Source organism: Bacillus sp. AM1(2019) (assembly GCF_009906915.1).
GTDB classification, from domain to species: domain Bacteria; phylum Bacillota; class Bacilli; order Bacillales; family Bacillaceae; genus Bacillus; species Bacillus velezensis.
Map to the genome: position 1 here is coordinate 1359877 of NZ_CP047644.1, position 12716 is coordinate 1372592.

Sequence of the window (12716 nt, forward strand, 5' to 3'; positions counted from 1 at the left end):
CGGTTTTTGCATAAGCTGATACAGGTCGGCATCATTATTTACCAATCATAATGTGACATGCCCCATGCCAAAATATGAGGGTGCTTTGAATATAAAGAAGGTGAACATGTGAGAAGCTGTCTGCTGTCTATATGGTACTTACTTGATCCGCTTTATTTCTTCTTTACCCGGCTGACGCTGATTGATAAACGGCAATCGAATGTATTCCGCGTCCGTTTGACAAGATATAAAGGAAAAGAAGTCATCCTGAGCGACGGAACCAGAATTAAAAAAAACGACGTGTTAGTTAAGATTCATCTTCATAATGTCAAACTCCTGAAAGAGCTGCAGCCTATTGAAAGCGCGGTCAGAAGGGGGATTATGCTATATCAGAAGGTATATCAATCCATGCCTCATTTAGCGGATTATATTAACCAGCATAAACGGAAAGACGAGATTAAGGGAGTCGTCGGCATTACAATGCTTCATAAAGGAGCGGCGAGACTCGGTTTTGATGTGATAAAACCGTCCAGCGGCTGCTACAGGCTGTTTAAGAAAGCGGCCCATATTCCGATTTTATACTTTACTGCAAAACAGCTCACCCTCAAAAACATTCCTTACTCCTGCTATTTATTTATTTCCAAAGAAAAATTGATGTGCACGTATCAGACTGAAAAGAGCTGACAAAAAGCGTCAGCTCTTTCTCTTGATTTGCTCAAGCACGATTGAAAGCGGGCCGTCCTGCGGATTCCGGTAAAAATCATAAAACGGATCTCCCTCTGTCCTGACGCGGTTCACTACTGTATCGATCGTATAATCATCAGGTGTTAAAGAGGAGTTGACTTCGCTCCAATAAAGGGGAGCCGCAACCGTTCCCAATTCGTTGCCCCGGGTCGAATAGGGGGCGATAATGGTTTTCCCTTCGGCATGCTGCAAATAATCTAGGTAGAGCCTGCCGTTTCGGTTTTTGATAAACCGCTCTGTCGTAAAAAGATCCGGGCGCGTCCTGACGCAATAATCGGCGATGAGCATTGTGAACGCACGGGTTTCTTCATAGGTGAATGCTTCCGGTGAAAGCGGGATGTAGAGCTGAATGCCTTTATTTCCGGAGAGCTTCGGGAATGACGTAATGCTGAATGAGTCAAACAGCTGTTTCAGCACATGCGCAGCCTCCACTGCCATGGGAAAATCATTCCTTGACGGAGGATCAAGGTCAATGACGATTTCTGCGGGCCTTTCAGAATGAACTTTCTGAAACGGAACGTGAAATTCAAGCGCCAGCTGATTAGCCAGCCATAGAAGTGACGGTATGCTGCTGCATACGATGTGCTCGTGGCTCCCGTCAAACACGCTTGAGACAAAGTCCGGCGTGTAGTCCGGTTTGTTTTTTTGAAAAAAAGATTCGCCAGGCGCGCCGTGCGGATAACGGATCACCGTGACGGCCCGATCTTTAAGAAAGGGCATAAGAAAATCGCTCATTTTCACCATATAACTAAGGAAATCTGCTTTCGTTTTTTCACGTTTTTTAAAAACGATCTTATCCAGGCTTGTGAACTGCAGCTTCGGCGGCAGCGTTTTAGAGCGGAGGATAAGCTGCTGATACGTGCATTCTGTCCAATCCATTTCAAACTGAAAAGACACAAAAGATACTTCACGCAGCGTGTCCTGCAATATGGTTAAATACTGCACGGTCATGCAGATAGAAGGCTCAAGTGTATACTCGCCGCTTGGCAGTTTTTTTCCGTGGGTCTCCATAATGGTTCTGACGGCGTTTTTTTCTTCCGCCTGCATGCCGTGGGAAACGGAAGCGATCGGGATGGCGGTGCCGTCTTTTAAAACAGAGGCTGTTACATACCCGTTCTTCGGATTAAACCCGGTTAATAGCACATGTGCCGTTTTCATATGTTTATACTTTTGCCAGTCGGGAGAGCGTTTATTTTCCGCCCAGCCGCTTGATGCTCTTTTTGCTACGACACCTTCTCCGTCATGGCGGACGACCTTGTCCCAAAGCGCATCAAAGTCAGTGTGTTCCGGAATGTATTGAATCGCTTCTTCCGCTAAGTGATGAGGGCAGGCGGGAAGATTTGCTTCTTTAAACAGTTTGGAAAGGGCGCGCTTCCGTTTCACATACGGTAATGAGACGGTGCCGGCGCCTTCCAGAACGAGGAGATCAAATGCCAGAAAGCGGCACGGCCGTCTATCAGCGGTGCTTTCAATTGCTTCCGTCCGTTTTAAACGTCCGCGGATTTGAAGATGCTCAAAGTCCGCTCTGTACGGATTGATTAAATAGACAAGCTCTCCGTCAAGCGTAATGGGGAACCTGTCTTTCATGTGCTGAAAACACCGGGCCGCAAAAGCCGTGATTTCCGGAAATTGATTCGTCAGCGTCTGTCCGTTTCTGCTGGTTAATGTAACGCCGCTTTCGTCTATGCGGAGAAGACAGCGGAATCCGTCATACTTTACCTCATAGCGCCACTCACTGCCTTCAGGCGGTACAGAGGTCAAAATCGGCTGCATCGTCAGCACCATGATTAAGACGTTCCGGCTTTTTGTCTGGTCGTCTTTTGCTTTTTGCCTCCGCCGTCTGCTGACGCGGCGTCTTTTGTCCGCGCCGGTGCAGCCTGTTCGCGATCCGGCCGCTTCGTCCGGTCAATGCTTGCCTGAAGCGCGCTGACAAGATCGATGACATCTTCGCGCGGACCGGCAGCAGCCGGTGTCACGCCCGCTTCTTCATGTTCGAGCTTATCGTTAATTTTAGCGAGAAGGGCTTTCCGGTATGTGTCTTCGTATTGTTCCGGGTCAAACTCGGTTGTCAGTTCATTAATTAACGTAATCGCCGTCTGCAGCTCTTTTTCATTAACGGCTGTCTGCTCGGGAACGCCCGGCACATGTCCGGCATTTCTGACTTCATCCGGATAATGAATGGATTCCATCACGATGCAGTTGTCATACACGCGAAGAATCGCAAGCTGCTGTTTAGAGCGGATCGTAATGGAGGCAATCCCGATTTTACCCGTCGTCCTCAGCGCTTCCCGCAGAAGTGTATAGGCTTTTGTGCCGTTATCTCCCGGCCCCACATAATACGACCGGTTAAAATAAATCGGATCAATTTCCTGCAGCTGGACAAAGTCAACAATCTCAACCGCTTTTTCTTCATGTTCCTGTTTTACGTCTTTCAAGTCTTCGTCTGTCATAATGACGTATTTCCCTTTTACATACTCATAGCCTTTCACAATTTCATCAGGTTCCAGACTTTTTTCACATCCGGTGCAGATTTTTTCGTATTTAATCGGCGCATGGTCTTCTTTATGAAGACTGCGGAATTTTATATCTTTATCTTCAGTGGCCGCAAAGAGCTTGACCGGGATATTGACGAGACCGAAACTGATCGAACCCTTCCACATCGTGTGCATGAATAAAAACTCCTTTTTGTCTTTATTGTGGATAAACGGGTCCGTTCCATGTGTAGCAACTTATGGGTGTTGCGGCGCTTCATGGAGCGGCTGTTCCATTTCCTCAGGCGGCAATGGTCGGCTGAAAAGCAAATGAATTCTCTATTTACAATCAGTGAATCGGTAAGTTCTTTAAAGCGCTGAAGTCCCTGAAAATCATCAGTGGTAATCAAAAAGATTATACAAAATCATTCCCCGGGAAATGCCCACGCATTCCCATGTAGTGACTGAGAGAATTTCCCGCTCCCATATGAACTGAATCCGCGGTCAGCCGCCGCTTACCGCGAAGGGTAACTTTTCCGGAGATCTTCAGTGATGTAAACGCCGCTAGACAAGCAATCAGGAGACAGGCGGGACGTTGTATTGCTCATGTCATTCCCTCCCGCTATACCGATCTGAAACGACTCACATTTATAACGGGCATGTCTAAAAGATATTTCAGCCTCAAGGTTTTGTGTTAAAATCATTCTTAAGTTTCGGAATATAGACGTAAGCCGGGAGTGATAGATCATCGAAGATTTCATCATATCAATAATAGAGGCGTTTAAAAGCTTATCTTACGCCGGGATTTTTTTGGCGCTCAGTATAGAATTCATCCCGGCGGAAATTGTTCTTCCGCTTGCGGGCTATTGGGTCTCAAAAGGGGATATGACGCTTGCCGGGACCGTGTTTGCCGGTTCGCTCGGCGGTGTTTCAGGTCCGCTTGTCTTATATGGAATCGGCAGGCTGGGCGGTCGGCCGTTTTTGCTGAAATATGGAAAGTATATATGGATAAAACCCGAATCCCTGCAGAAATCAGATGATTTCTTTCAGAAGCACGGAGGTTTGGTCGCGTTCAGCGGCCGTTTTATACCGGGGGTCAGGACGCTGATTTCTTTGCCGTGCGGCATTGCGAAGATGAATGTCTGGGTGTTCTCTCTATATACATATGCAGCGATGCTGCCGATTACATTTGCTTACGTATACCTCGGAATGAAACTCGGGGAAAATTGGAAAAGCGTCGGTTCCATTCTCGATCAATATATGCTGCCGCTCGGTATATTCATTGTGTTGCTTCTCATTCTTTGGATGTTTTTAAAGAGAAGAAAACAGCGGGCCAAAACAGAAAAAATTTCTCAATTTGTTAAAAAAGTTAAGCGTTGACAAATGATGAAACAGGCTTTATCATGAGCGTATAAACAAATATTTCTTGAAATCCCAAAGGGGAGTAGCGTCCGGATATTCCGGAAACAAAGTCGTCAATTCATGGATCATATCCATCGGCTTTGTTGGCATGCCAATCATTCATGTCTAGCAAGACCTTTGCCTTATATCGGCAAAGGTCTTTTTTGCGTAAAAAACCGCCGGTATAAGCTCGGATGATAGAAAAAAGAAACGGAGGGAATGGATTGGACTTTGCATTATTATTGGAGTATGGATGGGTTCTTCTCGTTTTAATCGGGCTGGAAGGGATTTTGGCGGCGGATAACGCGCTGGTGATGGCTGTGATGGTGAAGCATCTTCCTGAAAAACAAAGGAAGAAGGCTTTATTTTACGGATTGGCGGGCGCATTTATTTTGCGTTTCGGGTCGCTGTTCGCCATTTCTTTTCTGGTGAATGTTTGGCAGGTCCAGGCCGTCGGCGCTTTATATCTGTTTTACATTGCGGTCAGCCATTTGCTGAAGCGGTATGTATTTAAAGATAACGCCGGTCAGAAAACGCAGAAAGAAAGCGGGTTTTGGCAGACTGTCTTGAAAGTGGAGCTCGCGGACATCGCTTTTGCCGTTGACTCCATTTTAGCTGCGGTCGCGCTTGCCGTAACGCTCCCGGGAACAGAGCTTCCTGCCATCGGCGGCTTGCACGGCGGTCAGTTTCTCGTTATTTTAGCCGGCGGCGTAATCGGTTTAATCATTATGCGTTTTGCGGCATCAATGTTCGTATCCTTACTGAAAACCAGGCCGGGCCTTGAAACGGCGGCATTTGTGATTGTCGGATGGGTAGGAGTAAAGCTCGCTCTTTATACATTGGCCCATGAGGAACTCGGTATAATTCCGGCAGATGTCATCCATTCGGCGGCCTGGAAAATCATTTTCTGGGCGGTTCTGGCTGCCATCGCGGTTTGCGGATGGTTTATGTCAGGAGCAAAACAAATAGAGTCTGGCGCGGAATCGGAAAAAAGAGAACACGCGTAAAATGATCAAAAAGGGAGTCTGGCTTTTTAAAAAGCAGGTTCCCTTTTTTGTTTGAAACGCTTACATTTAAGACATATGATAACAATTTTATAACAGCATTGTTACAAAAAACACAGAGAAAACCCCCTTAATTCTGCATGGGGGCACGAAATCATGTATAGTACGTCTTATTGGCTTGTCATAATTGAGACAAATGAAATCGATTTCTCTTTTTCTTCCTTTGCGAATCCCTACTAAATTAGCTATGATTATGAGTAGTTATAGGGAGGAACTGAGGTGAAACCAGTGCTTAGCCTTTTGTTTAAATTGGGAAAAAAGAAGCAAACGCTTGAAACATCTGTTGAAAAAATACAAAAAGGCGACAAAGATCTGCAGAACGATTTAATACAGCAATATAAGCCTTTTATCGCGAAGACGGTTTCATCCGTTTGTAAACGATATATAGATGAAAAAGACGACGAATTCAGCATCGGGCTGATCGCGTTTAACGAAGCCATTGAAAAGTATTCGGCTGAAAAAGGTAATTCGCTGCTTGCATTTGCAGAGCTGATTATAAAAAGAAAAGTGATAGACTATATCAGAAAAGAAGCAAGAACCGCTCAGCATATCAATATGGATGTGCAGGAAGGCGACGACCAGGAATCTTCGCAGAGCCTTATCGAAGCGGAGCTTTCCATTGATGAATACCGCAAACAGATAGAGCAGGAACAGCGCCGGGAAGAAATTCTTTTTTTTCAGAAGCAGCTCAAAGAATACGGGCTGTCTTTTAAAGAGCTGCTGGAACAATCGCCGAAACATACAGATGCGAGGCAGAATGCGATTAAGGTAGCCTACACGCTTGTTGAAAATGAAGAGATGGCGTCCATTTTGCACCAGAAAAAACAGCTTCCTGTCAAACAGCTGGAGCAGCTCGTGTCGGTCAGCAGAAAAACGATCGAACGGAACCGAAAATATATTATCGCCATGAGTATTATTATTACCGGTGATTATATTTATTTAAAAGATTATCTTAAAGGGGTGTTGCACTCATGAGAAGAGGGATCATAGTAGAGAAAAATAAAAAATTCGTCACGTTGCTAACCCCTGACGGACAATTTTTAAAAACAAAAAATGATCACCGCACTTGTGAAATCGGAGAGGAAATTACGTTTGAAGGCGAAACGCGTATGGGAAGAAGGGCCAGCTTTTTTGATTTTCTGAAACTGCGCCCTTTTAAATTGGGAGTGTTTACGATGACTGCTATTATTTTGTTTATTTTAATTTTGCTCCCGGTTTTTTCTGATAACAAAGCTTACGCGTATATGACGCTTGACATTAATCCCAGTATTGAAATGGCTTTAAACAGCAAATATGAAGTCATTGAACTGACACCGCTGAACCATGACGCCAAACAGGTCATCAGTGACATCGGAGATTGGAAAAGCAGCGATTTTAAGGAAGTCATCAGTAATATTATTACCGATTGCAGCAAGCATGGATATGTAAAGGAATCAAAAGAGATTTTAATTTCCACGGTTTATGAAAATACAGATGACAATACATATAAAAAAGGCGTTAAAAAACAGCTGGCCGACATGACTGAAAAATATAAGGGCACCTACCAGGTCCAATCGCTTGAATCTGATATGGAAACAAGAGAAAAAGCAAAACAGGAAGGGATGTCAACAGGCAGCTACATAAGAAGAAACGAAAAGAAAACAGAAGAAAAACAGCCTGAAAAGCAAACCGACGGCAATGAAACAGATCAAAAAGATACTGAAACAGACGCTGATCAAAGCGAGCAGCCGGACACAGATAAGCCGGCGGCTGATGAAAAGACAGCTCCTGATGAAGAAAAGGCAGCAGAGAAGCCGGGAAACAATGAAACAACGCCCGGTACGGAAGAAGCGAAGCCGGACAGTCAGGACGGCAATCAGCAAACCGAAAAAAATGCAGCTTCCGGATCAGAGGAAAACACACAGAAGGAACAAGATGGGGAAACAGAGCAGCCCCCAACACAAAATCCTCAGGAAAACGGAAATGACAAAGAGCCTAAGCAAAAGTATTACAATCATTACTGGAATCATGATCGCAATGAACATTGGGAATCCTATCGGCATCATGAAGATTCGTCAGACCGAAGGAATCCGAACGGCTACCGGCACGGAAAGGAGAATGCCGATAAATATCAAAATTCGCCGAGAAGTCCCGGCGAATAAGCTGCATTATTGATTTTTCCCGTTTAATTGTGATTGAGCCTGCTGTACAAGACGTTTTGTCATTTCCCCGCCTACAGAGCCGTTTGCGCGTGCTGCTGTATCAGAGCTAAGGTTCACGCCGAATTCTTGAGCCACTTCGTATTTAAATTGGTCAAGTGCCTGCTCAGCCCCTGGAACTAAGAGTTTATTTCTGCTCGCCATCTTTTTCATCTCCTTTTCTCTGGCAAGATGTGTTTTCGCATTTTAGTTTCAAACGGAACGGTATTGATTATGCTGGCAATTGTTGTACAGCAAAAAAACCCCGGTGCAGACACCGGGGCGAAGAAGCGTTATGAATTATAATAAATGGCTGATCATTTTGTAGGCTGAGGCTTGAATATGGAAAGTCAAAACGGAGAGCACCGTGACGGCGATTATGGATCTGATATTGTTCCATTGTCCGCTTCCGAGTTCTTTAAAGCAGCCTTTGAGCTTGTCCGTCTGCTCTTCGACGAGCTCCTGCAGGCTCGTTTCCTTCATCGGCGGGTTTGCCTTATGATGAAGATAATCAATCACTTGGGCGCAGCTTTCATAGTAGCTGATCGGGCTGATGACGTCATCTGATCTGTCTGTGATCGTGTTAAAAGCGATTTTTAATATGCCGCGTATATGTTCGAAGTCATAAATTGATTTTAAATCACGTACAATGAGAAGGATGACAGCTTGTTCTATTGTATATTTTTTGCCGAGTAAGGGGTGGCCGATTAAATCTTTAATATCGCGCTTCACCCAGTTTTGGACGGCGGTTGATTTTAAAGACGTCAGCTCGCACAGATTTCCCAGCTCGACAATCTCTGCTGCAGGGAATCGTCAATACGTTCGTCGTATTCCTTTCCCGAATCGCGGCATGGGTTGCAAGCCGCTTCGTCAAAGAAGACCTCGCGCCGGTCGTTCATTTTATCGCGATGATCGTGTTTCAGATTATCTTTTCCATTCTCGGCAGTCTTGTTGTCTTCGCCTACTCGCGCCACAGAGAGTTTCACGCTGACCGCGGCGGTGCAGACCTTGCCGGCAAGGATAAAATGATTCACGCCCTGCGTACGCTGAAGTCTTATACAGGACATGTGAATGAAGAAGACCAAACGGCAGTGCAGACGTTAAAAATTAACGGCAAAAAGCATTCGTCATTGTTCTCCACACACCCTGATCTCGATGAGCGCATTCGCAGGCTGGAAGCAAAATAATCAACAAAACCTCTGACAATCGTTTCAGAGGTTTTTTGTTTAAAGATCGGCAAATTACATAAGGTAATGAAAAATCTTTCTAAAAAGACCTTTAAAAATTCTCCCAATATCATTAGAATAATTACGTACTACATTTGAGAGGCAGAAGGAACTATCTTATGAAATTAAAACTGAAGAAATTCATACAGATCTTGTCGCCAGCACAGCTGATTGCATTATATTATTTTCTTGCTGTGACGGTGGCATTTATTTTGCTAAGTCTGCCGGCCGCCCACAAACAAGGGGCCAGCTGGTCGTTTATAGACGCGCTGTTTACGGCTGTCAGCTCAGTCAGTGTCACCGGTTTAACGGTCGTCAACACGGCTGATACATTCAGCACGGCCGGGATTGTCATTTTGGCTTTCGTGCTTCAATTCGGCGGAATCGGCATCATGACGCTCGGAACATTCGTCTGGCTCATTATGGGCAAACGGATCGGTCTGCGGGAACGGAAGCTCATCATGGTGGATCAGAATCAATCGCAGTTTTCCGGTATCGTCAACCTGATGAAGCAAGTGCTGTTTTTGATTTTATTAATCGAGTTTTTAGGCGGCATCATCTTAGGAACATATTTTTTAACGTATTATGATTCGTTTGAACAGGCGTACTTGCACGGATTCTTTGCGAGCGTCAGCGCCACGACAAACGGCGGTTTTGATATTACGGGAAATTCACTCGTCCCGTTCAGACATGACTATTTCGTGCAGTTTATTACGATGCTTCTGATTATTTTCGGTGCGATCGGTTTTCCGGTGCTCGTAGAAGTAAAGGACTTTTTGTTTTCAAAACAGCGCAGATATTCATTCACGCTGTTTACGAAAATTACGACCGTTACGTTCGGAATGCTCGTTTTGTTCGGAGCCGTGGGCATTTACGCGCTTGAAGCAAGCCATGTCATGAAGGGGAAAAGCTGGCATGATGTTTTATTTTTATGTCTCTTTCAATCAACCGCTACGCGAAGCGGCGGGCTTGCGACAATTGATATCAGCCAGCTGTCGGCGCCGACATTATTTTTCATCTGCGCCCTCATGTTTATCGGCGCATCACCGAGCTCGGTCGGCGGCGGAATCCGTACGACGACGTTTGCGCTTAACCTTCTTGCTCTGTTTCATTTTGCCCGGGGGAATAAAGCGGTCAAGGTCTTTAAACGCGAGCTTCACCAGGCTGATGTCATGAAGTCGCTGGTCGTTACGATGATGGCGATTCTGCTCGTGTTCGGATCGACGCTGATTCTGTCCGTGACGGAGAAAAATCAGACGCTCCTCGGACTGCTTTTTGAAGTGTGTTCCGCTTTCGGAACGACCGGCCTGTCGCTCGGGATTACTCCGCATTTAAGCGACATCGGAAAATGCGTGATCATGATTGTCATGTTTATCGGCCGGATCGGCATTTTGACATTCCTTTATTTGATCGGCCGAAAAGAAATCGAAGCAAATTATCACTATCCGAAGGAAAGAATGATTATCGGCTGACACCGCTTTTCAGAAAGCGGTGTTTTTTATTGCCGTAAAATGGATGAGTGGAAACAGTTTCTTTGGAGATTCTACTTGTAAAGAGGTGACGTCATTGTTTGCCGTATTTTGGAAGTCGGTAGTTATGATAGCGGTCGGTACCTTTTTATTGCGGATTGCCGGACGGAAATCAATCAGCCAGCTGTCGGTGACCCAGACAGTCATCATGATTTCGATCGGCTCGATTATTATTCAGCCGTTTATTGAACATAATTTATGGGAAACCATTTTCGCGGCGGCGATTTTTATTGCGGTGTTAATCCTGATGGAATATTTAGAAATCAAATCAAGCTTTTTTGAGTTTTTATTTTCAGGAAAAACCGTCGCCGTTGTCAGAAACGGAAAAATCATCCCGGAAAACTTAAAAAAAATGCGTTTTACCGAAGATCAGCTGTCAATGAGGATCAGACAGGAAGGCCTCGGAGACATTCAAGATTTTAAATATGTGCTGCTTGAGCCGAACGGACAGATCGGCTATGAACTCATTGATGAGGCCAAAAACGTGACAGTGCGCGACTTGAAAAAAATACTTGATGAATTCAAAACAGATTTGCTGACAGAAGGAGGAAATCAAATGAAACGCAAAGCAGCAAAGAATGAAGCTTTGACCAACAACAACACACCGACTGAGAGCATGGACAAAGATGCATACAAAACACAATATGACGGTGATCCCGGACTGAGAGGCGCAAACCGCAAATCAAAACACGGCAAACAAGGAGGCGAGTAACATGACGAAAAAAAACCGCCACAGCAAAGACATGCAAAACCATAAAAAGCCGATGGACCCTAAATTGCTTGAAGAAGAGTTTGCAAGCGAGCTCGGTGATTATAACGCCGGAAAATGGATTGAAACGCTTGAACAGACGAAGCCAAAGAAAAAAGAAGACGGCAAAAAATAAAAAATACCTCTTAGGCGGCAACGCTTAAGAGGTATTTTGCATTATTTCGAATAAGCACCGTTTCTTGTTCCTTTCACCGCTTCAAGCAAGCCGGTTATCCGCAGCTCAATAAACGGCTGTGCGGCCGTTTTCACCGCATTGCTGGAGAGAATGGACGTAAGAGCGGCCGTTAACATTAAGAGTATGACTAAATTCTGATAATCAGACAAGTGATCTTCAAGCCCGATCTGCCGCAGCGTTTTTATAATGAATCCATGCAGCAGATATACGTAAAACGTTCTCGTCCCCCATTTCGTAAAGAAATAACGCTTTTGCGGAACGAGCGCCAAAAAGCTGAAAGTGGCGGCAAAGGCCAAAACATACCAGCCGATGCGCGACAGACCGCTCAACAGCGACACTGTGCCGAATGTGGAATAAGGCTCCGATCCGAACAGCCACGAGTAATCAAAGTCAATGCACCAGCATAACAGGAAAACAATCCCCAGCACGCCCGCGGCAATCTGCCTGCCTCTTTTAGCCCGAAGCAAATCAAAGTGCTGTTTCTTTAAATAAAACCCGACGAGAAACATCGGAAGAAAAACAAACGTCCGTGAAAGACTCAGCGTGCTGCTGATAAAATCAAGATACCCGATCATGACGGCAAGCCCGCAGCTCGCCCCAAGCGCCCACATTTTCGGCAGCTTCGTAAAGGGATAAAGCAGCAGATTCCAAAAGAATAAGCTGACTAAAAACCAGAGAGACCACTGCGGATCAATCGGATTGACGCTTGCCATGCTTTCATCCTGAATCAAATAGTAAAAAACTGAGTAAATGCCCTGAAAAATCAGGTACGGAATAATCAGCTTCACAGCCAGCTTCTTCACATAACCTGTCCGCTTAAAGTTTTTTGCGAAATAGCCGGAAACCAGGATAAAGGCCGGCATATGAAAAGTATAAATGAATTTGTAGAGATGGAGCATAAACTCATTTCCGTTAATAAATGACCGGAGGATATGGCCGAACACCACCAGAAAAATCAAGATAAACTTGGCGTTGTCAAAGTAACTGTCTCGCGATTTTGTCATAGCATCACCTTCTCTTCAAAAATCATCCACTGCATGATTATTTCCTGTTGGTGTTCATTTTAAAATAAAAAACAAAAAATTGAAGGAGGACAAAAGGGATTGTTAGGATGATGTAACGGGGAGGTAAGGATCGTAGAAAAAGACTTTAACTTGTCATATCATTGAAATTTTCTGAAA

General features: G+C 44.9%; 12 protein-coding genes and 2 pseudogenes. 9 read left to right on the top strand and 5 right to left on the bottom strand.

Going from position 1 to position 12716, the window contains the following annotated elements; translation table 11 throughout:
- The first annotated feature begins 108 nt into the window (after positions 1-108).
- Positions 109-663, top strand: coding sequence for a YkoP family protein (locus GNE05_RS07120; RefSeq protein ID WP_007407215.1), 555 nt, complete (start codon positions 109-111; stop codon positions 661-663).
- Positions 664-672: 9 nt separating this feature from the next.
- On the opposite strand, the gene GNE05_RS07125 is transcribed toward GNE05_RS07120, so the two are convergent.
- Positions 673-2508 (bottom strand): DNA ligase D, encoded by a 1836-nt coding sequence (locus GNE05_RS07125; RefSeq protein ID WP_021493793.1) that lies wholly within the window; start codon positions 2506-2508, stop codon positions 673-675.
- A 2-nt stretch (positions 2509-2510) separates the two neighbouring features.
- Positions 2511-3392, bottom strand: coding sequence for a non-homologous end joining protein Ku (ku, locus tag GNE05_RS07130; protein ID WP_160182613.1), 882 nt, complete (start codon positions 3390-3392; stop codon positions 2511-2513).
- A 546-nt stretch (positions 3393-3938) separates the two neighbouring features.
- Here ku and GNE05_RS07135 point away from each other — a divergent pair.
- The 4 genes from GNE05_RS07135 to GNE05_RS07150 all read left to right on the top strand — a co-directional run bounded on the left by GNE05_RS07135 (position 3939) and on the right by GNE05_RS07150 (position 7800).
- Positions 3939-4574: a DedA family protein gene (locus GNE05_RS07135; RefSeq protein WP_369878818.1), complete on the top strand. Its 636-nt coding sequence runs from the start codon at positions 3939-3941 to the stop codon at positions 4572-4574.
- 245 nt (positions 4575-4819) lie between these two features.
- Positions 4820-5602: a TerC family protein gene (locus GNE05_RS07140; RefSeq protein ID WP_160182614.1), complete on the top strand. Its 783-nt coding sequence runs from the start codon at positions 4820-4822 to the stop codon at positions 5600-5602.
- A gap of 276 nt (positions 5603-5878) precedes the next feature.
- On the top strand, positions 5879-6634 hold the full coding sequence (gene sigI / locus GNE05_RS07145; RefSeq protein ID WP_160182615.1) for an RNA polymerase sigma factor SigI: 756 nt from the start codon (positions 5879-5881) through the stop codon (positions 6632-6634).
- On the top strand, positions 6631-7800 hold the full coding sequence (locus tag GNE05_RS07150; protein ID WP_014417566.1) for an anti-sigma factor domain-containing protein: 1170 nt from the start codon (positions 6631-6633) through the stop codon (positions 7798-7800). Before sigI ends, GNE05_RS07150 begins: the two co-directional genes overlap by 4 nt.
- A gap of 6 nt (positions 7801-7806) precedes the next feature.
- On the opposite strand, the gene GNE05_RS07155 is transcribed toward GNE05_RS07150, so the two are convergent.
- Positions 7807-8001: an alpha/beta-type small acid-soluble spore protein gene (locus GNE05_RS07155; RefSeq protein ID WP_003154717.1), complete on the bottom strand. Its 195-nt coding sequence runs from the start codon at positions 7999-8001 to the stop codon at positions 7807-7809.
- A gap of 135 nt (positions 8002-8136) precedes the next feature.
- Positions 8137-8634 (bottom strand): annotated as a pseudogene (locus tag GNE05_RS07160) (DUF1836 domain-containing protein); the annotation flags it as partial.
- Here GNE05_RS07160 and GNE05_RS07165 point away from each other — a divergent pair.
- From GNE05_RS07165 to GNE05_RS07180, 4 genes and pseudogenes are all read left to right on the top strand, one after another.
- Positions 8631-9023: pseudogene (locus tag GNE05_RS07165) on the top strand (M48 family metalloprotease); the annotation flags it as partial. The pseudogenes GNE05_RS07160 and GNE05_RS07165 overlap by 4 nt on opposite strands.
- Before the next feature lie 158 nt (positions 9024-9181).
- On the top strand, positions 9182-10534 hold the full coding sequence (locus GNE05_RS07170; RefSeq protein ID WP_007610933.1) for a TrkH family potassium uptake protein: 1353 nt from the start codon (positions 9182-9184) through the stop codon (positions 10532-10534).
- Positions 10535-10628: 94 nt separating this feature from the next.
- Positions 10629-11303 carry a DUF421 domain-containing protein gene (locus GNE05_RS07175; protein WP_022553441.1) on the top strand — a complete coding sequence of 225 codons (675 nt, stop codon included), beginning with the start codon at positions 10629-10631 and terminating at the stop codon, positions 11301-11303.
- Between the two features lies 1 nt (position 11304).
- Positions 11305-11475, top strand: coding sequence for a hypothetical protein (locus tag GNE05_RS07180; protein ID WP_014417569.1), 171 nt, complete (start codon positions 11305-11307; stop codon positions 11473-11475).
- Positions 11476-11516: 41 nt separating this feature from the next.
- Here the strand turns inward: GNE05_RS07180 and GNE05_RS07185 are convergent, their stop codons facing one another.
- The gene (locus GNE05_RS07185) at positions 11517-12539 is read right to left on the bottom strand and encodes an acyltransferase family protein (RefSeq protein ID WP_014417570.1); all 1023 of its coding nucleotides are present in this window, start codon (positions 12537-12539) and stop codon (positions 11517-11519) included.
- Between the last annotated feature and the right edge of the window lie 177 nt (positions 12540-12716).